General features: G+C 66.8%; 23 protein-coding genes. 16 read left to right on the top strand and 7 right to left on the bottom strand.

Translation table 11 applies throughout. The features are described from left to right. Window positions 1-17: 17 nt before the first annotated feature. Both maiA and hmgA read right to left on the bottom strand, forming a co-directional pair. Window positions 18-656, bottom strand: a complete 639-nt coding sequence (maiA, locus tag AC5JDC_RS07295) for a maleylacetoacetate isomerase (protein WP_495840437.1) — start codon at window positions 654-656, stop codon at window positions 18-20. A 20-nt stretch (window positions 657-676) separates the two neighbouring features. Further along, on the bottom strand, window positions 677-1,993 hold the full coding sequence (hmgA, locus tag AC5JDC_RS07290; RefSeq protein ID WP_495840435.1) for a homogentisate 1,2-dioxygenase: 1,317 nt from the start codon (window positions 1,991-1,993) through the stop codon (window positions 677-679). Window positions 1,994-2,188: 195 nt separating this feature from the next. Here hmgA and AC5JDC_RS07285 point away from each other — a divergent pair, with 195 nt between their 5' ends. Beyond that, window positions 2,189-2,374: a hypothetical protein gene (locus AC5JDC_RS07285; protein ID WP_133170115.1), complete on the top strand. Its 186-nt coding sequence runs from the start codon at window positions 2,189-2,191 to the stop codon at window positions 2,372-2,374. 124 nt (window positions 2,375-2,498) lie between these two features. Here AC5JDC_RS07285 and AC5JDC_RS07280 read toward each other — a convergent pair whose 3' ends face one another. Continuing rightward, window positions 2,499-3,368: a LysR family transcriptional regulator gene (locus AC5JDC_RS07280; protein WP_495840433.1), complete on the bottom strand. Its 870-nt coding sequence runs from the start codon at window positions 3,366-3,368 to the stop codon at window positions 2,499-2,501. 39 nt (window positions 3,369-3,407) lie between these two features. On the opposite strand from AC5JDC_RS07280, the gene AC5JDC_RS07275 reads away from it, so the two are divergent. From AC5JDC_RS07275 to rpsP, 6 genes are all read left to right on the top strand, one after another. Beyond that, window positions 3,408-3,989 (top strand): DMT family transporter, encoded by a 582-nt coding sequence (locus tag AC5JDC_RS07275; protein ID WP_495840567.1) that lies wholly within the window; start codon window positions 3,408-3,410, stop codon window positions 3,987-3,989. After that, window positions 3,989-4,351, top strand: coding sequence for an EamA family transporter (locus AC5JDC_RS07270; RefSeq protein ID WP_495840431.1), 363 nt, complete (start codon window positions 3,989-3,991; stop codon window positions 4,349-4,351). The genes AC5JDC_RS07275 and AC5JDC_RS07270 overlap by 1 nt, the downstream gene beginning before the upstream one ends. A gap of 38 nt (window positions 4,352-4,389) precedes the next feature. Next, the gene (locus AC5JDC_RS07265) at window positions 4,390-5,292 is read left to right on the top strand and encodes a DMT family transporter (protein WP_495840429.1); all 903 of its coding nucleotides are present in this window, start codon (window positions 4,390-4,392) and stop codon (window positions 5,290-5,292) included. A gap of 332 nt (window positions 5,293-5,624) precedes the next feature. Beyond that, window positions 5,625-7,223 carry a signal recognition particle protein gene (gene ffh, locus AC5JDC_RS07260; RefSeq protein ID WP_495840427.1) on the top strand — a complete coding sequence of 533 codons (1,599 nt, stop codon included), beginning with the start codon at window positions 5,625-5,627 and terminating at the stop codon, window positions 7,221-7,223. 10 nt (window positions 7,224-7,233) lie between these two features. Next, window positions 7,234-7,575 carry a chorismate mutase gene (locus AC5JDC_RS07255; RefSeq protein ID WP_106773673.1) on the top strand — a complete coding sequence of 114 codons (342 nt, stop codon included), beginning with the start codon at window positions 7,234-7,236 and terminating at the stop codon, window positions 7,573-7,575. Between the two features lie 35 nt (window positions 7,576-7,610). Further along, entirely contained in the window at window positions 7,611-8,006 is a 396-nt protein-coding gene (gene rpsP, locus AC5JDC_RS07250; RefSeq protein WP_106773672.1) for a 30S ribosomal protein S16, read from the top strand. Between the two features lie 241 nt (window positions 8,007-8,247). On the opposite strand, the gene AC5JDC_RS07245 is transcribed toward rpsP, so the two are convergent. The 3 genes from AC5JDC_RS07245 to AC5JDC_RS07235 form a co-directional block, all read right to left on the bottom strand. Beyond that, complete coding sequence (locus AC5JDC_RS07245) at window positions 8,248-9,156, bottom strand: alpha/beta fold hydrolase (RefSeq protein WP_495840425.1); 909 nt, start codon at window positions 9,154-9,156, stop codon at window positions 8,248-8,250. A gap of 157 nt (window positions 9,157-9,313) precedes the next feature. Then, window positions 9,314-10,006: an aquaporin Z gene (aqpZ, locus tag AC5JDC_RS07240; RefSeq protein ID WP_106773670.1), complete on the bottom strand. Its 693-nt coding sequence runs from the start codon at window positions 10,004-10,006 to the stop codon at window positions 9,314-9,316. A 267-nt stretch (window positions 10,007-10,273) separates the two neighbouring features. After that, the gene (locus AC5JDC_RS07235; protein WP_495840422.1) at window positions 10,274-10,738 is read right to left on the bottom strand and encodes a cupin domain-containing protein; all 465 of its coding nucleotides are present in this window, start codon (window positions 10,736-10,738) and stop codon (window positions 10,274-10,276) included. A gap of 295 nt (window positions 10,739-11,033) precedes the next feature. On the opposite strand from AC5JDC_RS07235, the gene AC5JDC_RS07230 reads away from it, so the two are divergent. The 5 genes from AC5JDC_RS07230 (at window position 11,034) to AC5JDC_RS07210 (ending at window position 17,608) form a co-directional block, all read left to right on the top strand. After that, entirely contained in the window at window positions 11,034-14,579 is a 3,546-nt protein-coding gene (locus AC5JDC_RS07230; RefSeq protein WP_495840420.1) for a helicase-related protein, read from the top strand. Then, window positions 14,580-14,960, top strand: coding sequence for an RNA-binding S4 domain-containing protein (locus AC5JDC_RS07225; RefSeq protein WP_495840418.1), 381 nt, complete (start codon window positions 14,580-14,582; stop codon window positions 14,958-14,960). Window positions 14,961-15,104: 144 nt separating this feature from the next. Further along, entirely contained in the window at window positions 15,105-15,443 is a 339-nt protein-coding gene (gene fdxA / locus AC5JDC_RS07220; RefSeq protein WP_495840416.1) for a ferredoxin FdxA, read from the top strand. A gap of 52 nt (window positions 15,444-15,495) precedes the next feature. Next, complete coding sequence (locus AC5JDC_RS07215) at window positions 15,496-16,536, top strand: proline racemase family protein (protein WP_495840415.1); 1,041 nt, start codon at window positions 15,496-15,498, stop codon at window positions 16,534-16,536. A gap of 493 nt (window positions 16,537-17,029) precedes the next feature. Further along, a complete protein-coding gene (locus AC5JDC_RS07210) occupies window positions 17,030-17,608 on the top strand; it encodes a CarD family transcriptional regulator (RefSeq protein ID WP_106773665.1) in 579 nt (192 codons plus the stop codon). A 105-nt stretch (window positions 17,609-17,713) separates the two neighbouring features. On the opposite strand, the gene AC5JDC_RS07205 is transcribed toward AC5JDC_RS07210, so the two are convergent. Next, entirely contained in the window at window positions 17,714-18,979 is a 1,266-nt protein-coding gene (locus AC5JDC_RS07205; protein WP_495840412.1) for an Hsp70 family protein, read from the bottom strand. Window positions 18,980-19,348: 369 nt separating this feature from the next. Between AC5JDC_RS07205 and AC5JDC_RS07200 the strand changes: the two genes are divergently transcribed. The 4 genes from AC5JDC_RS07200 (at window position 19,349) to AC5JDC_RS07185 (ending at window position 22,637) form a co-directional block, all read left to right on the top strand. After that, on the top strand, window positions 19,349-19,735 hold the full coding sequence (locus AC5JDC_RS07200; RefSeq protein ID WP_495840410.1) for a hypothetical protein: 387 nt from the start codon (window positions 19,349-19,351) through the stop codon (window positions 19,733-19,735). Between the two features lie 92 nt (window positions 19,736-19,827). After that, window positions 19,828-21,183, top strand: coding sequence for a PepSY-associated TM helix domain-containing protein (locus AC5JDC_RS07195; protein ID WP_495840409.1), 1,356 nt, complete (start codon window positions 19,828-19,830; stop codon window positions 21,181-21,183). Between the two features lie 212 nt (window positions 21,184-21,395). Beyond that, window positions 21,396-21,656, top strand: coding sequence for a 30S ribosomal protein S21 (gene rpsU, locus AC5JDC_RS07190; RefSeq protein ID WP_106773757.1), 261 nt, complete (start codon window positions 21,396-21,398; stop codon window positions 21,654-21,656). A 135-nt stretch (window positions 21,657-21,791) separates the two neighbouring features. After that, complete coding sequence (locus tag AC5JDC_RS07185) at window positions 21,792-22,637, top strand: tetratricopeptide repeat protein (protein WP_495840406.1); 846 nt, start codon at window positions 21,792-21,794, stop codon at window positions 22,635-22,637. The last annotated feature ends 311 nt before the right edge of the window (window positions 22,638-22,948 follow it).

Genomic DNA, 22,948 nt, shown 5'->3' with positions numbered 1-22,948 from the left:
CGGCAGGCCAATCTGACCTATGAGGGCGGCGCCACCGGCGCCGCCAGCCTGAACGCATCGATGCCGTCGCAGGCCGCCTCGACCGCCAGGACGCGCGGCATGGCCGAAAGATCGACCTGCCAGCGGCGCGCGTTGTAGAGCTGCGGCACCAGGCAGAGGTCGGCGATCGTCGGCCGGTCGCCATGGCAGAAGCGGCCGGTCGCCGGATGGCCGAGCATCGCCTCGAAGGCGGCAAGCCCTTCGGCGATGACACCGTGCATCCAGCCGGCGCGGGCCGCCTCGCCGTCCTCGACCAGCGTCATCAGGCGCCCGACGACCCTGGTGTTACAGACCGGGTGGATGTCCATGGCGATCGCATGGGCGAGAGCCCGCACGCGGGCGCGTCCGACCGGATCGGCAGGCAGTAGGCCACTGCCGGGCCGGGTCTCGTGAAGGTATTCGACGATGGCGAGCGACTGGGTGAGCCGCAGCCCGTCGATGTCGAGCACCGGCACCAGCCCCTGCGGGTTGCGCCCGAGATGGTTCGGCGCCCGCTGCTCGCCGGCAAGCAGGTTCACCGGCACGGCCGCGTAGGCGATCCCCAGCAGGTTCAGGGCGATGCGCACCCGATAGCTCGCCGACGAGCGCCAGTAGTCGTAGAGAACGGCCTCGGCCATGGGCTTTCCTCCCGCTTCGCTCAATCGCTCCAATCGCCTTCCATCGTGCCGTTGAAACGCTTCTTCAGCGCCGTCCAGCAGTCGATGTAGTCGTCCTGCAGCGCCTCGCTCTCGGCGGCGAAGCCCGTCGGCATCTGCGGGAAGCGCGTCTCGAACATGAACGCCATCGTGTGGTCGAGCTTGACCGGCTTGAGCTCGGCGCGCGACGCCTTGTCGAAGCCGAAGGCGTCCGGGCCATGCGCCAGCATCATGTTGTGCAGGCTGACGCCGCCGGGGACGAAACCCTTCTCCTTGGCGTCGTACTGGCCGCGGATCAGGCCCATGAACTCGCTCATGACGTTGCGGTGGTACCAGGGCGGCCGGAACGTGTCCTCCGCCACCAGCCAGCGCGGCGGGAAGATGACGAAGTCGATGTTGGCGGTGCCCTCCTCGCCCGATGGTGCGGTCAGCACGGTGAAGATCGACGGGTCGGGATGGTCGAACAGGATGGCGCCGACCGGCGAATAGGTGGCGAGGTCGTATTTGTAGGGCGCGTAATTGCCGTGCCAGGCGACGACGTCGAGCGGCGAATGGTCGAGCTCGGTGGCGTGGAAGGCGCCGCACCATTTGACGATCAGCCGGCAGGGGCTCTCCTTTTCCTCGAACCAGGCGACCGGCGTCTTGAAGTCGCGCGGGTTGGCGAGGCAGTTGGCGCCGATCGGCCCGCGGTCGGGCAGCGTGAACTTCGCCCCGTAGTTCTCGCAGACATAGCCGCGGGCCGGCGTGTCGATCAGCTCGACCTTGAAGGTCAGCCCGCGCGGCAGCACGGCGATCTCGCCGGGCGCGAGCTCGATGACGCCCATCTCCGTGACGAAGCGGACACGGCCCTCCTGCGGCACGACCAGCATCTCGCCGTCGGCGTTGAAGAAATGGTCGTCCGTCATCGACACGTTGGCGGCATAGACATGGGCGGCCATGCCGGCCTGGCCGAGCGCGTCGCCGGCGGTCGTCATGGTGCGCATGCCGGCGACGAAGTCGGTCGGCTCAACCGGCATCGGCAACGGGTCCCAGCGGTACTGGCCGAGCGCCAGCGCATGGTCGCCGGAATGCGGCGCCGTCTTCCAGAACGGCATCTCGATGGCCCGGAAGCGCCGATGATGCTTGACGCTCGGCCGGATGCGGTAGAGCCACGAGCGCTCGTTGGTGCCGCGCGGCGCGGTGAAGGGCGAGCCGGAGAGCTGCTCGGCATAGAGGCCGTAGGCCGGCCGCTGCGGCGAGTTGCGGCCCTGCGGCAGCGATCCGGGCAAGGTCTCCGTCTCGAAGTCGTTGCCGAAGCCCGGCATGTAGGAACGGGTCATCGTCTTCCTCCCTGGCATTGCTCAGAGGCGAGTTCGTTGCAAGTGTAACCATCCGTTTGTAACCATCAACGGCGGCCCTTGCATCGCGACCCGCGGCGAGTAGTCTCTCGTCTGAAATCCGGCGGCTTGCGACGCAAGGGTCCGTACCGTCCGCCGTTCCGCATGCTTTCGGAACACACAGGGGAGGAGTCTGACGTGAGTTGGGTCGTGATCGCCAAGGAGCCTAACGGAACCAAGCACCGCATCGCCTGCGAGACCGCCGCGCAGGTGGCCGACCAGTTCGTCGAGCAGCGCAGGCTGGGCCGGACCGTCACCGTGGAGGAAGCCGGCGGCAAGGAGGTTTCCGCCGCCGAGTTCGGCATCAAGGGCGACACTGCCTGAACTTTGGGTCGCCAGCCGAACAACTGGCCTCGAGTGACCGGGATCGGCAGCGGCGCCGGTTGGCCTTCTCCAGCGCGCCGCGACGACATCCGATTCACGACGTATGGTGTTGCGCTCAGGCCCTCTACGCGACCTTCTGTGCCTCCTGGCAAATCCACCGGCAGAACTGTCGAACCGCTCGCCTGTCCGAACGGCGGATGAAACGGTAACTGCCGAGTTCGACAGGCGAAAAGGTCGACAATTCGACCAAGGCACCGGAGGTGATCTGCCGCCGGGTCAGCAGCGGTGGGCCAAGCATCATTCCGAGCCCTGCGACACAGGCATGAAGCGCGGCGTCGTCAGTATCGAACTCGTGGGTGAAGGTCATGCATTCGAACGGAACGCCCGTGTTCGCGCACCATAACCGCCAGTCCCAGTTGTCACGCGCACATTGGATCGCCGGTACCTTGGGCAATATGGCGGCGCCTTCTGTCGTCTTCAAAAGGCCCGGCGCCACAACGACCCTGCTGACGTCCGGAGCGAGAATGTCCCAGTCGCCGGTCTGTTCCCCCGCGCGAAAGTAGCGGATCGCGATATCGGCGGTCGGGCCGATTTGAGACCCCGCCGCGAGTCCTGTTTCAATCCGCACCCGTGCATTTGGATAGGCAGCCCGAAACCGATCGAGAGACGGGATCAACCAGCGGACGGCCAGTGATGTCGAAGCGTGCACGCCGACTTCGTTCTCGTCGCGGCGCAAGGCGTCGGCCGATCTTTCGATCAGGTCGACCGCCGGGGCTACCTCCTCAAAGAACCGCTTTCCCGCGTCGGTAAGGGCGATCGAATTGTTGCTCCTCGTGAAAAAGGAGACGCCCAACTGATCCTCAAGCTTCTTGATCCGATGGCTAATGGCGCTCGATGTGACGCCTATTTCTTCTCCGGCGATGGTCAGGCTGCCGGTGCGGGCAACGATCGTGAAGAGGCGCACGGCGTTCAGCGACAATCGGGTTTTCTGCATGCATAAATCTCATGCTACCTGAAGATTCAGCATTTGAAGATGCCCTTCGATTCCAGCACAAGGCGCTGTAGAAAACTCTTTCAGGAAAACACGTTGCGCACAACTACCCTTACGGGCAATGCCGAAGCGATCGGTTGGGTGACCATTGGAACCGCATTATTTTCTTTGATCTATGCGTCCGGAAAATTCGCCGAGGCCGGAGTATCACCGCTTCAAATACTGTTCCTCCGCTATGTCGGCGGTTTCGGGACCCTGTTGCTGGTGGTTGCGCGCAGCCGGAGTCCATTGCGTGCCTATCGCAGCATGAGGCCGTTTTCGCATTTCATGCGTGCCGTGTTCGGTGCGTCAGGCGGAGGAGCGCTGATCTATGCATCGGCCAATATGCCGATCGTCGACGCGACCGCAATCGGGCTGCTCTATGTCGTCTTCGTCATTCCGCTCGGCATATTGATGCTCGGAGAGCGCGTCACGCGATGGCATTGCATAGCCATCGCGGCCTGCTGTACCGGTGCCGCGATCGTCATGGCGTCGCGAGGAGCCTTTACCCAGTTCCAACCAGCCTACCTGCTGACCGCAGGCGTTGCCGTTGTCGGTGCGGTGCTGCTGGCCTTGAAGGATTGATGATCAAGACGCTGGCGCAAGCCGATCGCCCGATGACGGTCCTGCTCTACGTCAACGGATTCGGCGCCCTGCTGATGGCGTTGCCTGCAGTGGTGCTGTGGGTGCCCGTTTCGACGGAGACGGCCCTAGGTTTTATCGGGCTTGGTCCAATCGCCGTCACCGCGCAATACTGCATCGTCCAAGGCTATCGTCTCGCGCCGCTGTCCATCGTTGGGCCGGTCGATTACACTTGGCTGATCTTCGCGGGGTTGATCGGCTTCCTGTTTTTCGATGAGCAAATGACGCAGGGGGCTGTTGCCGGCTCGCTCATCATCGTCGTCGGCGGCACGATCCTCACCAGAATCAAAACCGCGGGTGACTAGCCGAAACCAGCGGCACGCCGGCACATGGATACGGAGCCATGAAGCTCACCTACGCCGCCTTCGTTCTCCTCGGCCTGCTCTGGGGTTCCAACTTCATCTACATGAAATGGGCGGCGGAACTCATTACGCCGGCACAGATCACGTTGCTGCGGGTGTTCTTCGGCTTCCTGCCGCTCGCATTCGCGGCTTGGCGCAAGGGAGTGATCGAGCGCCGCCAATTACGGCATCTCGGCCATTTCCTTGTGATGGCGGCTCTGGCGACCGCCCTCTACTACTTTGCCATCGCCAAGGGGACGGCGCTGATTCCTTCCGGTGTCGCCGGCGTGCTGGGCGGTTCAATCGCCCTGTTCACAACCTTGGCGTCGCTTCTGTTCCTGCGCTCCGAAAAGCTCAACGGACTGATGGCGGTCGGCGTGCTTTTCGGCTTTGTCGGCATCGTCCTGATCGCGCGCCCGTGGCAAGGCGCGGACAGAGCCATCGACATGGCCGGCGTCTCCTGGATGCTGGCCGCCACGGCGATTCTCGGCTTCTCCTATGTTTATGTCCGCCGCTTCCTTTCTCCGCACAATCTGCCTCCGCTGGCGCTTGCCACATGGCAGACAGGACTGGCGCTGCTGCTGCTCCTGCTGGTGACCGACCGCAGCGGAATGGGGAGGATTACCGAGGACTGGCACGCCGCAGCCGGCGTGGCGATCGGGCTCGGCGTTTTTGGGACCGGCATCGCTTTCCTGATCTACTATTTCCTGCTGCGGGAACTGGGCGCGGTAGCGGCCTCCGGAGCGACCTACATCACGCCGGTCGTCGCGCTGCTTATCGGCCGGGCTGTCGGCGAGCCGCTCGGCATCCTGGAGGTCGGCGCCGTCGTTCTGATCCTCGGAAGCATCGCAATGTTGCAGATTGGGCGGCTGTGCAGCAGTCGCGCGCCCGAACGCCATCCTTGACTTTCCGCCAAAACTCCTGTTCAAGCCGCGATAATTCAGCGACGAGTTGACACTCCGAGCCGCCGACCGGGACCCCTAGAGGTATAAATCGATCCCGGAGGCCAACACCCGGCAGCGCGATGCGCCCCCGGGTGCTTTTTGGTTTGGCGGTTGGTGCTGGGACGCGTTGCGACCGGGGACAGTTTACTTTCTTGCCCCGGAAAGGCCGAAGCGGCTGCGATGTCGCGCAAGGGGCAAAAAGTAAACTGTCCCCTGCGCTTCCCGGTTGGGACTTCGCCGCAAAGACACTACCTCTCGGGCATCGCGGTGATGCCAGAGAAAGAGGAAACCGGATGTTCGAAAGCCTACAGGAACGGCTTGGCTCCATCCTGAACGGCCTGACCGGCCGCGGCGCGCTGTCGGAGGCGGACGTCTCCGCCGCGCTGCGCGAGGTGCGGCGCGCGCTGATCGAAGCCGACGTGGCGCTGGAAGTCGTCCGCTCCTTCGTCGACAAGGTGCGCACGAAGGCCGTCGGCGCCGAGGTGCTGAAGTCGATCAAGCCCGGCCAGATGGTCGTCAAGATCGTCCATGACGAGCTGGTCGACATGCTCGGCGCCGAAGGCAGGACGATCGACCTCAATGCGCCGGCTCCGGTGGTCGTCATGATGGTCGGCCTGCAGGGCTCGGGCAAGACCACGACCACGGCCAAGATCGCCAAGCGCATGACCGAGCGCCAGGGCAAGAAGGTCTTGATGGCCTCGCTCGACACGCGCCGTCCGGCTGCGCAGGAGCAACTGCGCCAACTCGGCGAGCAGACCAAGGTCGCGACGCTGCCGATCGTCGCCGGCCAGTCGCCGGTCGACATCGCCAAACGCTCGGTGCAGGCGGCAAAGCTCGGCGGCCACGACGTGGTGATCCTCGACACCGCCGGCCGCACCCATATCGACGAGCCGCTTATGGCCGAGATGGCCGAGATCAAGGCCGTCTCCAGCCCGCACGAGATCCTGCTGGTCGCCGACTCGCTGACCGGCCAGGACGCCGTGAACCTCGCCAGGAGCTTCGACGAGCGCGTCGGCATCACCGGCCTGGTGCTCACCCGCATGGACGGCGACGGGCGCGGTGGCGCCGCACTTTCGATGCGTGCCGTCACCGGCAAGCCGATCAAGCTGATCGGCGTCGGCGAGAAGATGGACGCGCTGGAGGAGTTCCACCCGCGCCGCATCGCCGACCGCATCCTCGGCATGGGCGACATCGTCAGCCTGGTTGAGAAGGCGGCCGAAAACATCGACGCGGAAAAGGCCGCGGCGATGGCCAGGAAGATGCAGTCGGGGAAGTTCGACCTGAACGACCTCGCCGATCAGCTCGGCCAGATGCAGAAGCTCGGCGGCATGGGCGGCATCATGGGCATGATGCCCGGCATGGGCAAGATGAAGGACCAGATGGCCGCCGCCGGTCTCGACGACAAGATGTTCGGCCGTCAGCTCGCCATCATCTCGTCGATGACCAAGGCGGAGCGTGCCAACCCCGATCTCCTCAAGCACAGCCGCAAGAAGCGCATCGCCGCCGGCTCCGGCACCGACGCCGCCGAGATCAACAAGCTTTTGAAGATGCACCGCCAGATGGCCGACATGATGAAGGCCATGGGCGGCAAAGGCAGGGGCGGCGGCCTGATGCGCGGCATGATGGGTGGGCTCGCCTCCAAGATGGGGCTGGGCGGCATGATGCCGGGCATGGGCGGCATGCCCGACCTGTCGAAGATGGATCCGAAGCAGCTGGAAGCCTTGCAGAAGCAGGCGGAAGCGTCCGGCCTCGGCGGCGGCCTGCCCAAGGGCCTGCCGCCGACTTTCCCGGGCCTCGGCGGCGGTGGCGGCCTTCCAGGCCTGCCCGGCGGCCTGAAACTGCCTGGTCTCGGCGGTCCGGGCGGCTTGCCCGGCCTCGGCAAGAAGAAGTGAGGGGGACGGCATGAGCGACACGGCCGATGTCCGGGGTATCCTCGCGCAGTACCGCGCCTCGATCGACAACATCGATGCGGCGCTGATCCACATGCTGGCCGAACGCTTCCGCTGCACCCAGGCGGTCGGCGTGCTTAAGGCCGCTCACGGCCTGCCGCCCGCCGATCCGGCGCGCGAGGCCCAGCAGATCGAGCGGTTGCGCCGGCTCGCCCAGGAGGCGCAGCTCGATCCCGATTTCGCGGAAAAGTTCCTGAACTTCGTCATCAGGGAAGTGATCCGCCACCACGAACAGATCGCCGCCGGCAACGGCGCGACTGCACCCGGCGCTGAGGGCGCCTCCACCAACGGCTGACCTCAGCCACCGAACCAGAGCTCAGGAGTAAAGAAATGGCACTGAAGATCCGACTGGCCCGCGCGGGCTCCAAGAAGCGTCCCTACTACCACATCGTCGTCGCCGACGTGCGCAGCCCGCGCGACGGCCGCTTCATCGAGGCGATCGGCGCGTGGAACCCGACCCTGGCCAAGGACGCCGAGCGCGTGAAGCTCGACGCCGACCGCGTCCAGCATTGGCTCGGCAACGGCGCGCTGCCGACCGACCGCGTCGCCCGCTTCCTCGACCAGGCGGGTCTCGCCAAGCGCGAGGCGCGCGCCAACCCGACCAAGGCGCTGCCGGGCAAGAAGGCGCAGGCCCGCCTCGACGCCATCAAGAAGGCGCAGGACGAGGCAGCCGCGGCGATCGCCGCCGCCACCGCCGCTCCGGCCGAGGAAGCCGCGGCGTCCTGATCCGGCGCGCTCCGCGATCGAACAGCGAACGGCGGGCATTGGCCCGCCGTTCGTGTTTTGAGAGACGTAAGGGTGCAAGTGCCGGGGACAGTTTACTTTTTTCGGCCTGCGCGAGGCCTGAACCGCAGCGGCCTTTCGGCCGAAAGAAAGTAAACTGTCCCCTGCGGTTCCCTTCTGCCCACGTCGACCTTGCCCCACGAATTTTCGGCTCATTGGGTGGGCTACCCAGCACTACGGCTCCTCACGGCGCCTCAGGTGCATCGAGAAACGGCGTGATGATTTGCGCCGAGTCCTTAGGGAATTCCCAGATCATGTTGTGGCCGGCGCCGGCGAACACCTCGAAGCGCGCGTCGGGATAGGCCTTTTCCAGCTTTTCCTGGTGGGTGAGGTCGAACAGCGGGTCCTTCTCGCCCCACAGCACCAGCACCGGCGCCTTGACGATCGGGGCGGCGAAGGTCAGGTCGCCGACGATGGTGCCCCACAGCACGCCGTTCCAGACATGCAGCGGCATGGCGGCGCTCTCGGTGCGCTCGCGCCTCAGAAAATCCTCGTCGACGGGATTGGGGTTGGAATACCAGTCCAGCATGAACTGGCTGTTCGGGTCGATGGGCGCCTTGAGCAGGGTTATGTTGTCCCACAGCCAGGAGCCTGGCCCGCCGCCGATCTGCGTGGTGGAGGAGACGAGCACCAGCTTGCCCACCTTGTCCGGATGCTGGGCGGCGAGCAGCTGGCCGGTCAGCGAGCCGAGCGAATGGCCGATCACGTCGGCCCTGGCAATGCCGAGGGCGTCGAGGAACAGGGAGGCGTCGTCGGCGAGGTCGGTATAGGCGTAGCAACAGGCCGGCGCGTCCGACTTGCCGTGGCCGCGCAGGTCGATGGCGAGCAGCCGGCGATCCTTCAGGAACGGCGCGATCAGCGACCAGGCGCGGCTGTTGTCGCTGTAGCCGTGGATCAGCAGCGTCGGCTTGCCGTCCGTGTCTCCCGTCTCGACATAGGCGAGCGTCAGGCCGTTGGCGAGTTTCACGCTTTTCTTGGCATCCGCCCACTCCGCCTGCGTCGGCACCGGGATCTGCTCCGCCCGCGCCGCCGACGCGACCAGCGGCGCCGCGACTGCCAGCGCGGCCATCAGGTGCAGAAGCTGTCGGCGCATGGATGATCCTCCTTCATGTGAAGCAATGGACGCCGCAGCGCGGCCCCCGATGCGAAGTCTTCCAGAATGGTCCGGCGCCGTCGAGCCCATGACTTCCGTCGCCAACGAAAAACGGCGCCCGCGGGCGCCGTTCCGGATCGAGGCCGCGGTGCGAGGATCAGTCGTCGTCGCCGAAGGCCGCCTTGTGGACGATGCCGGCGATCGCCGCGCCGACGATCGGCGCCACCCAGAACAGCCAGAGCTGCGACAGCGCCGCGCCGCCGACGAAAAGCGCCGGGCCGGTCGAGCGGGCCGGGTTGACCGAGGTGTTGGTCACCGGGATCGAGATCAGGTGGATCAAGGTCAGCGCCAGGCCGATGGCGATCGGCGCAAAACCCGCCGGCACGCGGCCGTGGGTGGCGCCGAGAATGATGATCAGGAACATGAAGGTCAGCACCACCTCGATCACCAGCGCCGAGAGCAGGTTGAACTTGCCCGGCGACTGCTCGCCATAGCCGTTGGTGGCGAATCCGCCGATACCGGCGAAGTCGGCCTTGCCGCTGACGATCAGGTAGAGCACCGCCGATGCCACGATGGCGCCGACCACCTGCGCGACGATGTAGGGCAAGAGGTCCTTGGCCTCGAAACGGCCGGCGGTGAACAGGCCGATCGAGACGGCGGGGTTGAAGTGCCCGCCCGAGATGCCGCCGACCGCATAAGCCATGGTCAGCACGGTCAGACCGAACGCAAACGCAACTCCGACAAAGCCGATCCCGAGCTCGGGAAAGGCGGCGGCGAGCACGGCGCTGCCGCAGCCGCCGAATACAAGCCAGAACGTACCGAGAAATTCAGCGAACAGTCGCTTCGACATGGCAAACAATCCCTCCTTGAATGCGACTCACATTCTACCCTCGCTTGCATTCGAACAACAGCGGCTGCGTCGATCGGAGGGGTTGACATAGGGAGGAATCGGTTGCGCCACCGGACGGAGTCAAATTCCGATTCTGGATCAGCGGGATAGCTCCGCGAAGGCGTCTCCGGGCGAACGGAACAAACCCTGAATCACCCGAAGTCAGCGATTCGTCGCCGATTCGTTCGGGACTCGTTCCGCCGTTTCTTTCCGCTCGGGTTGCGGACGTCACTCCGCCGGCGGCCAATCGGAGAGCAAGGTGATGCCGAATCTTGGCGCAGCCTCGCGCAGCCGCTCGATCTCCGCAGGGGTCGGCGGTCCGACGACTTCGTCCGGCCGACGCTCGTGGCCGGCCTCCTCGAGAAATCGGTCGAACAGCGCGGGGGTGCCGATCAGGATGTATCTGCAGGGTTTGCCGCTCGTGTTCATGAGCTGGTGCGCCAAACCGCGCTGCAGGAAGATGCTCTCGCCCGCAGCCAGGCGCTGCGGCTGGCCGTCGACCACCGCCGTCAGCTCGCCTTCGATGATGTAGACCGTCTCGTCGTCCTTGGCGTGGACATGGATCGGCGTCTTCGTGTTTCCGTCGCTTCTGTTCTCGAAGAGGCAGAACTGCCCTGCGGTCTGTTGTCCGCAGAGCAGGCGCTTCATGACCACGCCTGCAAGGACGAATTCCGTGCTGTCGGTATGGCTCATCGTCGTTTCCTTCTCATGAATCGTGCAGCCGAAGGCCGGCGGGATCCCTTCGGCGGCATTGGCATGGACATGCCCGACCTGCCGACCGATGGCTCATGTCGGTCGGGGGCTTTCACTTGGAACGCCTGGAGCACGGGCCGGTTCGGATCCGGAGCGGAAATTCGAGCCCAAACACGACCGATTTGCGCTTTCGTTTGCGCCGGGAAGTGCCTATCTGTCTCGGACGAGGTCTTGACCGAACCTCCGCGACAAGCGGCTCCACGCCGCCAAAGCCGAAGGGCCGATTTCCGAGCCGATGAACTTTTCCCAGATCAAGACCGAGCCGCTGATCCTGTCGGGACGCGACGTGACGGCGGTGCTCGGGCCCACCAATACCGGCAAGACCCATCTCGCCATCGAGCGCATGGTGGCGCATGAAAGCGGCGTCATCGGCCTGCCGCTCAGGCTGCTGGCGCGCGAGGTCTACCAGCGGGTGAGCGACAAGGTCGGCGCCGCCAAGGTGGCGCTGATCACCGGCGAGGAGAAGATCGTTCCGGCCGGCGCGCGCTACTCCGTCTGCACCGTCGAGGCGATGCCGCGCCACACCGACGCCGCCTTCGTCGCCATCGACGAGATCCAGCTCGCCGGCGATCTCGAGCGCGGCCACATCTTCACCGACCGCATCCTGCATTTGCGCGGGCGGCAGGAGACGCTGCTGCTCGGAGCGGCCACCATGCGCGGCATCCTGGAAAGGCTGCTGCGCGGCATTTCGGTGGTGACGCGGCCGCGCCTGTCGCATCTCGCCTATGCCGGCTCCAAGAAGCTGACGCGGCTGCCGCGCCGCTCGGCCGTCGTCGCCTTCTCGGCCGACGAGGTCTATGCCATCGCCGAGCTGATCCGCCGCCAGCGCGGCGCCGCCGCCGTCGTGCTCGGGGCGCTTTCGCCACGTACCAGAAATGCCCAGGTGGCGCTCTACCAGTCCGGCGACGTCGACTTTCTGGTGGCCACCGATGCCATCGGCATGGGACTCAACCTCGACGTCGACCACGTCGCCTTCGCGCAGAACCGCAAGTTCGACGGTTTTCAGTACCGGCCGCTGACGGCTGCCGAACTCGGCCAGATCGCCGGCCGCGCCGGACGGCACCTGCGCGACGGCACCTTCGGCGTCACCGGCCAGGTCGACCCGCTCGACGACGAACTGGTGGAGAAGATCGAGGGCCATGACTTCGAGCCCGTGAAGGTGTTGCAATGGCGCACCGCGCAGTTCGACTTGTCGAGCGTCGACACGCTGCGCCGCTCGATCGAGACGCCGGCGCCGGTGGAGGGCCTGACGCGGGCGCTGCCCGCCACCGACGCGCAGGCGCTGGAGCGGCTCGCCGGCGATCCCGACATCCGCCGCCTTGCCACCGGGCGCGAGCGGGTGGCGCTGCTGTGGGACGTCTGCTCGCTTCCCGACTATCGCAGGATCGCGCCGGCGCAGCATTCCGATCTGGTGAGCTCTCTCTTCCTCGATCTCGCCCGGCACGGCCATGTCGACGAAAGCTACATGGCCGAGCAGGTGCGGCGCGCCGATTCCACCGAGGGCGACATCGACACGCTGTCCGGCCGCATCGCCCAGATCCGCACCTGGACCTATGTGTCGAACCGTCCTGGCTGGTTGGCCGATGCGCGCCACTGGCAGGAAAAAACGCGCGAGATCGAGGACAGATTGTCGGATGCGCTGCATGAGCGGTTGACGAAACGCTTCGTAGACCGCAGGACTTCCGTCCTCATGCGGCGCCTCAGAGAAAATACGATGCTTGAAGCCGAGATAGACCCGTCCGGAACCGTCAATGTCGAAGGCCACCATGTCGGCGACCTGCAGGGCTTCCGCTTCACTGCCGACCAGGCTGCCGAGGGCGAGGACGGCAAGGCGGTGCGCGCCGCCGCGCAGAAGGCGCTGGCTGCCGAGTTCGAGGCGCGCGCCGAACGGTTTTCCGCCTCCGGCAACCACGACATCGCGCTCGCTTCCGACGGCATCCTGCGCTGGATCGGCGCGCCCATCGGCACGCTGGCGGCAACCGACGACGCGCTGCGGCCGCGCGTCATCCTGCTCGCCGACGAGCAGCTGACCGGCCCGGCGCGCGATAAGGTCGCGCAGCGCGCCGAGCGCTTCGTCGGATACCAGATCGAGACGCTGCTGAAGCCGCTTTTCGACCTGCGCCAGGCCGACCAGCTGACCGGCATCGCCCGCGGCATCGCCTTCCGCCTGGTCGAGCAGTTCGGGCTGATCAACCGCCGCGACATCGCCGACGAGGTCAAGTCGCTCGACCAGGAGAGCCGCGCGGCGCTGCGCCGGCTGGGGGTGCGCTTCGGCGCCTACCACATCTTCGTGCCGGCGCTGGTCAAGCCGGCGCCCGCCAGCCTCGTCACGCTGCTGTGGGCGCTGAAGAACGACGGCAAGGACAAGCCCGGCTTCGGCGACATCGTGCACATGCTGGCCGCCGGCCGCACCTCGGTGCTGGTCAACGCCGCCTTCGACCGCGCCTTCTACGGCCTCGCCGGCTTCCGCATGCTTGGGCGCCGCGCCGTGCGCGTCGACATTCTCGAGCGGCTGGCCGACCTGATCCGCCCGGCGCTGGCGTGGCGACCGGGGGCCGGCGGCACCCGCCCGGACGGTGCCTATGACGGCAACGCCTTCATGGTGACGCCGGCGATGATGTCGATCCTCGGCGCTACCGGCGAGGACATCGAGGACATACTGAAGGGGCTCGGCTATCGCGCCGAGCCGAAACCCGCCGCGGACGTCAAGGCGCGGCTGGACGCGCTGGACGTTGCCGCGCGCGAGGCGGCCGCCAAGGCTGCCGCGGAGCGGGCGGCGGCGCAGGAAGCCGCTGCGGCGGCGGCCGCGGCCGGCCCGGCGGATGGTGAAGCTGCCGCGTCCGAGGCTTCCGCCGCCGTATCCGCGCAGGCCGAGGCCTCCGAACCCGCTTCCGCCGACGAGCCGGTCGTGGCGGCAACGGATGCCGAAGCGACCGACGGTGCGGAAGCCGCGATGGCGAGCCGGAGCGACGGTGAAGCCGCGGTCTCCGACGATGCCGTTGCCGAGTCCGCAGGGCAGGAGGCCGAAGCCTCCGAGCCCGCTCCCGCGGACGAGATCGATCCGGCGAAGGATGCCGAAGCCGGTTCGGATACGGTCGAAGCAGCGGCGGAAGTCGACGCAAACGTTGTCGACGACGATGCGGGCGCTGCGGGCGCTGCCGAGCCGGTTTCCGTGGACGCCGAACGGGCCGACGACGACGCGACGCCGCAAGCCGACGCGGCCGAGGACGGGGAAGCCGCGCCTGCTCCGTCCGAGGCCCTTGCGGCTTCCGACACGTCCGACCTGCCGGCCGGTACCGATGAAGTCGTCGCGTCCGCGGATGGCGGCGCGGAGATAGTGTCCGAGGCGGCGTCCGATGCCGCGGTCGAAACGCCCGCCGAGGAGCCGAAGCCGATCCTGCTGTGGCGGCCGGCGCGCTTCGAGCAGCGTCCGCGCCATCGTCATGGCGACCGCAATCGCCAGCAGCAGGGGCAGCAGCAGCGGGATGGCCAGCGCGACGGGCGCGGCCAGCGCGGCGATCGTCCCGAGAACGGCGCCGCGGCAGCCGGCGAGCGGCAGGGCGGCAAGTTCGACCGCAACCGCTTCAAGGGCGGCGGCAAGCCCGACGGCAATCGTCCAGACCAGGGCAAGCGGCAAGGCGACCGGCCGGATCACCGGCGCAAGGACGGCGGCGGCAAGCCGGCGTTCCAGGGCAAGCCGCGCGAGGAGAGGGCGCCGCGGTTCGACCCGGATTCGCCCTTCGCCAAGCTCGCCGCGTTGCGTGACCAGCTGAAGAAGTAGATGGCCGAGGCCCGGCAGCGCGTCGACAAATGGCTGTTCTTCGCGCGCGTCGTCAAATCCCGCTCCCTCGCTGCCAAGCTGGCGCAGGCCGGCCGTGTCAGGATCAACGGTGAGAAGACCGACCAGGCGGCCGACACGGTACGGCCGGGCGACACGCTGACCATCACGCTGGAGCGCCGCATCCTCGTCTACCGCGTGCTGGCGCCGGGCACGCGGCGTGGACCGGCGGAGGAGGCACGGCTGCTCTACGAGGATCTGTCGCCGCCGCCCGCCGACAATCGGAATGCTCTCCCGGACGCGGTGCCCCCCGTCCGCGCACTGGGCAGCGGACGGCCCACCAAGAGAGAACGGCGGCAGACCGACAGGCTGCGCGAAAGTTGAGGGACGGACTTCGAAGGAGATCGCGTGCCGGGAAATCTCTTTCCCGCCTGCGGCTTCCCGGCGCAATGCCGACCCTTGCCAGCGTGCGGCAAAGCAACTAGGTCACAACCGAGACCACGAACGGCAAGATCGCCGGAGCAGACCATGACCTACGTCGTCACCGACAACTGCATCAAGTGCAAGTACATGGACTGCATCGAAGTGTGTCCGGTCGACTGCTTCTACGAAGGCGAGAACATGCTCGTCATCCATCCCGACGAGTGCATCGACTGCGGCGTCTGCGAGCCCGAATGCCCGGCCGACGCAATCAAGCCCGACACCGAGCCGGGCCTGGAGAAGTGGCTGGAGCTCAATACCGAATACGCTTCCAAATGGCCGAACATCACGGCCAAGAAGGAGCCCCCGGGCGACGCCAAGGAGTTCGACGGCGTCGAAGACAAGCTCGAGAAGTATTTTTCGGCGGAGCCCGGCACGGGCGACTGATGCCGCCGCCGAAGGCGAGGCGCATGGCCTCGCCATCACCGGATTGCAGCCGATGCGTTCGAAAGTCGCGATCAAGGTCGTCGGATGCCATGCCGAAGGCGAGATCGGCGACGTGATCGTCGGCGGCGTCCTGCCGCCCGCCGGCAAGACGATGATGGACAGGATGATCGCCATGGAGCGCGATCACGACCACATCCGGCGGATGCTGATCTGCGAGCCGCGCGGCAGCGTCGCCCGGCACGTCAACCTGCTGGTGCCGCCGACGCGCGACGACTGCGTGGCCGGCGCGATCATCATGGAGCCGACCGAATACGTTCCGATGTCGGGATCGAACACGATCTGCGTCGCCACCGTGCTGCTGGAAACCGGCATGGTGCCGATGCAGGAGCCCGAGACGCGCTTCAATCTTGACATGCCGGGCGGCGTGATCGCGGTGCGGGCCGAATGCCGCGACGGCAAATGCGTGTCTGTCACCTTCCGCAACGCCCCGGCATTCGCCGAACGTCTCGATGCGCGGCTGGAGGTCGAGGGCGTCGGCACGATCACGGTCGACGTTTCTTATGGCGGCATGTTCTACGCCATCGCCGATGCCAAGGCTCTGGGCTTTTCGGTGACCCCCGACGAGGCCCGCGATCTCGGCCTGTTGGGCGAGAAGATCCGGCTCGCGGCGCGCGACCAGTTCGACGTCGTCCACCCGCGTTTCGCGCATGTGCGGGGCGTATCGATCGTGCAGTTCGCCATGCCTTTCCAGGGACCGGGCAAGGTGACGCGCAACACCTGCATCGTCTCGCCCGGCCGCTCCGACCGCAGTCCGACCGGCACCGGGACTTCTGCGAGGATGGCCGTCCTGCAGGCGCGCGGCCTCATGCGCGAGGGCGACGTCCTGATCCATGAATCCATCATCGGCTCGCGCTTCACGGGACGCATCCTTGCGCTCACCGAGATCGACGGGCGCAAGGCGATCGTTCCGGAGATCAGCGGCCGCGCCTGGATTACCGGCGAGCACACCTATTATCTCGATCCCACCGATCCTTATCCGCAAGGCTACGTGCTTTCCGACACGTGGGGCGTGGGAACCTCGACGAAGCAGTAGCCGACGCATGGCCATCGAACGCGCCGCGCGAAGCTGCTAAAAAAGTACTGCTCTCTTGTCGGCGGAAAGTTTCGGTGCGGCATCGAGGTTTGTCGAACTATATCGCTGCCTCGATTGAGCCGCCGTCTTGGCATGATCACCTCGGGATCGCGGTGCAGAGCCTGTTTGATTGCCCCTCGGATCGCGGCTTCGGGCGCGTGAGTAATGCCCGATATGCAGCAAATTCTTGATTCTTGCCCATTTTTGTGCTATCCCGAAAAAACATGCCGCAGACACATCGTCGTTTAATGGCGAAGAGCCCTTTTCACTGAAAGGTGGAACCTCCGTTCCGGACCAAGGCGACTTGGGCCCGCGTTGACCGTTTTGCGGTTGGCCGGGGTCGGCTTTCCGGAAAGGCTTTTGTGCTGTCTTTGGCGGCTCACGTTCGGCGAAAGGCCGATCCCCTCGCTGGCCGGCGTGGAACGCCGACGGTGCAACAGGAGTTCAGGGCGTAATGGCAACTATGCAGGCACAGAAGAAGTCCCCGGTCCGTCATGGGTTCAAGAGCGGGGAGTTCATAGTCTATCCGGCCCACGGCGTCGGTCAGATCGTATCGATCGACGAGCAGGAAGTGGCCGGGCACAAGCTCGAACTCTTCGTTATCGATTTCGCCAAGGACAAGATGCGTCTCAAGGTTCCGGTGGCGAAGGCCACTGCGATCGGCATGCGCAAGCTGTCCGAGACCGACTATGTCGACCGCGCGCTCAAGGTTCTGCAGGGCCGCGCCCGCGTCAAGCGCACCATGTGGTCGCGGCGTGCGCAGGAATATGACCAGAAGATCAACTCGGGCGACCTTATCTCGATTTCCGAGGTGGTCCGCGATCTCTATCGCGCCGAGAACCAGCCGGAGCAGTCCTATTCGGAGCGCCAGCTCTACGAGGCGGCGCTGGACCGCATGGCGCGCGAGATCGCCGCGGTCAACCGGGTCTCCGAGACCGAGGCCGTCCGCATGATCGAGGCGAACCTCGCCAAGGGCCCGAAGCGCGGCGCCAAGGCCGACAACGAGGAAGCCGAGCAGGAAGAGGCGGCGTAAGCCCGTCTTTCCCGTCTAATCTGTGCAAAAAACCCGGCCTCGCGCCGGGTTTTTTGTTCGCTTTCACCGATTTTTCGGTCGGTTTCTTCGAATTTTTCCGTGGTTTCACCCGAATTTTCGGGCCGCATCCAGCGCCAGGCCCAGCCCGACGCTGCCGAACATATCGCCGTGCACCACGCGTGCGCGGGGGAACATGTCGAGGACACGTTCGCGCACGAGCGGGATCGCCGTCGAGCCGCCGGTGAGGAACAGCGTGTCGATCCGCTCGGCCGGGACGCCCGCGTCGCGCAGCGTTGCGGAGATCGTCGCGGCGACGCGCTCCAGCGCCGTATCGATGGCCGCGGCGAGGTCGCCGGCCGTCACGGGCAGGCTCAGCTTCTCCTCCAGCATGTCGAGCACGATGGCTGCCTCCGGCCGGTCGGTGAGCGCGATCTTGGCCGCCTCGACCCGCGCCGCCAGCGCGTGACCCTGGCGATGGCGCACGACGTCGATCATGCGCTCGACCAGTTCCGGCCTTGCCGCCTCGTAGCAGATCTGGCGCAGGTCGCTCATGGCCTTCTGCGTGTAGAGCAGGTTGATGCGCTGCCAGGTGGCGAGGTCGAAGAAATAGCCGGCCGGCAGGTTGCGCTTGCCGTCCCTGGTCGGCGTGCCGAAGCCGAAATGCGGCATGACGGCGGCCATGGACAGCAGCCGGTCGAAATCGGTGCCGCCGATATGCACGCCGGCATTGGCGAGGATGTCGTCGCGGCGGTCGGCGGCTCGCGCCCGCTCCGGCGAAACCCGCACGATGGAGAAGTCTGAGGTGCCGCCACCCATGTCGACGATCAAGGTAAGCTCCTCGCGCTCCTCGCGCTCCACGCTCTGCTCGTAGTCGAGCGCGGCGGCGATCGGCTCGAACTGGAAGGCGATGGCGCGGAAGCCGCGGCTGCGCGCCGCCTTCTCCAGCTCGGCCGCGGCCTCGGCATCCGCCTTCGGATCGTCGTCGACGAAATGCACGGGGCGGCCTAGCACGATGTCGTCCACCGGCCTGCCGGCTTCTTCCTCCAGCCGGTGCTTCAGGTAGCCGACGAAGCCGCCGATGATGTCGGAGAAAGCGATGGAATGCGCCTTTATGCGGGTCTTCTCGCGGATCAGCGAGGTGCCGAGCACGCTCTTCAGAGCACGCAACAGCCGCCCTTCCGAGTTCGCCGTATAATCCTCGATGGCACGGCGGCCGAAATAGGTGCGGTCGTCCTCGAAGTTGAAGAAGACGGCGCTGGGGATGGTGACGTGCGCGTCCTCGAGCGTCACCAGGCGCGGCTTGCCCCGGTCGAGGAAACCCGCCGTCGAATTGGACGTGCCGAAATCGATGCCGCCGTGTCTCGGCTTCATGGCCAATGCCTCGAGGTTCGTGATGCGCCGGCTGGGCGGGAGCGGAGCCGCTACACCAGCCGGACGCCGCTGTCGACCCTGCAGATGATGGGCAAGCGCTAAGAGTTACCCCCACTCCTAACCCCTCCCCTCAAGGGGGAGGGGGACTTTGCGGCCGCCATGCAACTCGAAACCATGGACGATTGGCGCCTGGCTGAGAGGTCCGCCAGTCCCCCTCCCCCTTGAGGGGAGGGGTCAGGGGTGGGGGTAAGTTCGATCGGCCGCCCCTCGTAGAGGGTGGGGATAATTTCCAAGCAAATGACCCCGCACGGCGCGCCGTGTCGCGGTGACAGTGCGGGCGAAGGCCGCTATTAGGAAGGCATGGGGACGATGAGGGCCATTCTGAGGGACAGGCTGCTGCGCGGCGCGCTGGCGGCGTTCCTCGGCTATTTCCTGGTCCTGCAGGCCTTCGTCGGCGGCTTCTCGTCCGGCGCGATGGCGGCTGCCTTCGACGATGCCGGCATGGTCATCTGCGCGCCCTCGGGCGAGATGCCGCCGGATGACGGCGACAGGTCGCACGACCGGAACTCCTGCCCCTGCGCCATCTCCTGCCAGGCCGCCGGCCTGGGCGGCCTTCCGGTTCGGGATGCCGCGTCGATCCTGCTGCGGCGCCAGCCGGAGCGCATCGCCTTCACAGTCTCGACCGACAAGCCCGCGCCTGCCTGGCCGGGCGACCTCGTCCTTGGGGCCCGCGCGCCACCGCCTTCCGTTCACTGACGACCGAAGCCTGCCGCGAGCCGTTCCGCCTTCCCGTCCGGGAGGCGCGCGCGCTTCGGCAACGACATCCGACTTCCGTTTGGTGAATTTCCATGACCGACATTTCCCTCGACCGGGCGACAGGCCCGGCGGCCGCGCGCGCGGCCACCGACTTTTACCGGGCCGTCTGGCGCTGGCATTTCTATGCCGGCCTGCTGGTGCTGCCCTTCCTGATCACGCTTGCCGTCACCGGCGCGCTCTATCTGTTCCGCGACGAGATCGACGCGATCGTCCATGGCGACCTCAAGCGCGTGGCGGTCCAGACCGAGCGGGTCGCGCCGTCCGCGATGGTCGCCGCGGCAACCGCCGCGGTCCCCGGCACCGCCGTGAAGCTGACGACGCCCGGCGCGCCGGCGTCGTCGGCCGAGATCAGCGTGAGGACTGCCGCCGGCGACAGGCAGACCGTCTATGTCGATCCCTATACCGGCACGGTGCTCGGCTCGCTGCCGCATGAAGGCACGATCATGTGGCTGGTGCGCTCGCTGCACAGCCTCGACTTCTTCGGCAACGCCGGCCGCGTCGTCATCGAGATCGCCGGCGGCTGGTCCATCCTCCTGGTCGGCACCGGCATCTATCTGTGGTGGCCGCGCAAGGGCCGCGGCGGCGTCGTCAGCATCCGCGGCAAGCCGCGGCAGCGCATGTTCTGGCGGGACCTGCACGCGGTGACCGGCATCTTCGTCGGCGGTGTCATCGTCTTCCTGGCCGTCACCGGAATGCCGTGGTCGGTCTTCTGGGGCGCCACCGTGAACCAATGGGCCAATGGCAGCAATTCCGGCTACCCCTCCGGGGTGTTCGTCAACGTCCCGGTGTCGGACGAGCATCTCGGCCATCTCGGCGAGACCGGGTGGTCGATGCAGCAGGCGGCGGTTCCGCAATCGCCCAACCAGGGAGCAGTCGCGATCGGCATCGACCGCGCCGTTGCGATCTTCGACGGGCTCGGCATGGCGGCAGGCTATGCGGTGAACATCCCGAGCAAGTCCGACGGCGTCTACACCGCCTCCATCTTTCCCGACGACCTCGCGCAGCAGCGGACCATCCACCTCGACCAATATTCGGGGGCGACGCTTCTCGACATACCCTTCGCCAGCTACGGACCGGCCGCCAAGGCGATCGAATGGGGGATCAACGTGCATCTCGGTCAGCAATACGGGCTGGCGAACCAGTTGATCCTGCTGGCGGCGTGCATGGCGATGGTCGCGCTCGCGGTCGCGGCCGCCGTCATGTGGTGGAAGCGGCGGCCGGCGGGCAGCCTGGGCGTTCCGCCCTTGCCCGACGAGCGCCGCAAGCTTGCCGGCGTCGCCGCCATACTCGCGGTCGGAGGTGCCATCTACCCGCTCGTCGGCGCCTCGCTGCTGGCGGTGCTGGCGCTCGACTGGCTGGTGGTGCAGCGCATGTCGGCGGCCAGATAGCGTCGCCGGCCGGGCCGGATCAACGGATCGACCGGGTTCGATCCGTCGGTTTCCGGCGCCGCGACCAAAGGGAGACGATGTTCCAGCTTGCTGTGGACATGCTCCCTTGATTCTGCTAACAGACGCCGCAATTCGCGGTGTCCGCACCGTGGAGGCATATGGCTATGAGCCTATGTCTCGTTGACCCCGATAACCGAAAGACAGGATTGCCCGTGCAGGTACTCGTCCGCGACAACAATGTTGATCAGGCGCTTCGCGCGCTCAAGAAGAAAATGCAGCGCGAAGGCATCTTCCGCGAGATGAAGATGCGCGGACATTACGAGAAGCCCTCCGAGAAGCGCGCCCGCGAGAAGGCCGAGGCCGTGCGCCGCGCCCGCAAGCTCGCCCGCAAGCGCGCGCAGCGCGAGGGTCTGCTGCCGTCGACGCCGCGTCCGGCGCCGACCGGCCCGGGTGCACCCCGTCCGGCGCGCTGACCGCCCATATTTCGTCTTTTTCGGGAACTAGCGGGAGGTGGGGCGATGACAATCGCTGCCGCCTCTTTCGCTTTGCGCAAGCAGGTTCGGCCACGTCGTCCTGCTGTGCAGGCTGCTGAACGGGGAACCGCAGGAATGGAAGCACGCGCCGGCCATCGCTCGACAACCGCCCGCGGCCTCGCCGCGATGGCCGTCCTGGCGTCGGTGCTCGCCGTCGCCGGATGCGAGACCGGCCCGTCGGGCGAACTCACCAGCGTCGACGTCGCGCAGGGCTCCAGCCAGAACATCTCGTCGCTGAGCGCGGTCATCCAGCGCAACCCGAGCGATCCCGAAGCCTACAACGTGCGCGGCTCGGCCTATGGCCGCGGCGGCCGCTACCGCGAGGCGCTGCGCGACTTCGACAAGGCGATCGAACTGCGCCCGAACTTCTACCAGGCCTATTCCAACCGGGCGCTGATCCACCGCTTCCTCGGCGACCAGCAGGCGGCGCTGGCCGACTACAACCGGTCGATCCAGATCAACGCCAATTACGACGCCGCCTATATCGGCCGCGGCAATCTCTACCGCCGGGCCGGGCAGAACCAGCAGGCCTTCAACGATTTCCAGAAGGCGATCCAGCTCGACACGACCGACCCGCGCGCCTACCACAACCGCGGCCTGCTCTACCAGGCGCAGGGCCAGCACGCCTTCGCCATCGAGGATTTCTCGACCGCCATCTCGCTGGCGCCGGACGCCGCCGAGCCTTACAACGGCCGCGGCCTCTCCTATCTCGCCACCAACGACGAGGACAACGCCTTCGCCGACTTCAACACGGCGATCAAACTGGACGGCACGATCGCCGAGAGCTGGGCCAACCAGGCGCTCGTCTACGAGCGGCGCGGCGAGAAGCAGAAGGCCGCCAAGTCCTACGCGGAGGCCGCCAGGCTCGACCCGGAATATGCGCCGGCCCGCGAGGGGCTGGCCCGCACCCGCGCCGGCTGATCCCGGCCTCGATTCCGCCGGCCGGCAGGGTAATTGCGCCTGAAATCACCCCCACCCCTAACCCCTCCCCACAAGGGGGAGGGGAACCGGCCGGCCTCCCCGCCAGGCGCCAAACATCGATGGCCCTCGCGCGACAGGGCCGCCGCAAGTTCCCCTCCCCCGTGGGGGGGGGGGGGGGGGGGGGGGGGGGGGGGGGGGGCACGCCCCCCCCCCCCCCCGCCCGCCGCGCCGCCCCCGGCCACCCCACCCCCAGCGCCACCCCCACCCCCCCCCCCCCCCCCCCCCCCCCCCCCCCCCCCCCCCCCCCCCGG

This window comes from Kumtagia sp. (genome assembly GCF_059502445.1).
Note: the sequence above shows the minus strand (reverse complement) of the source record. Positions and strands in the feature narration are given on the sequence as shown.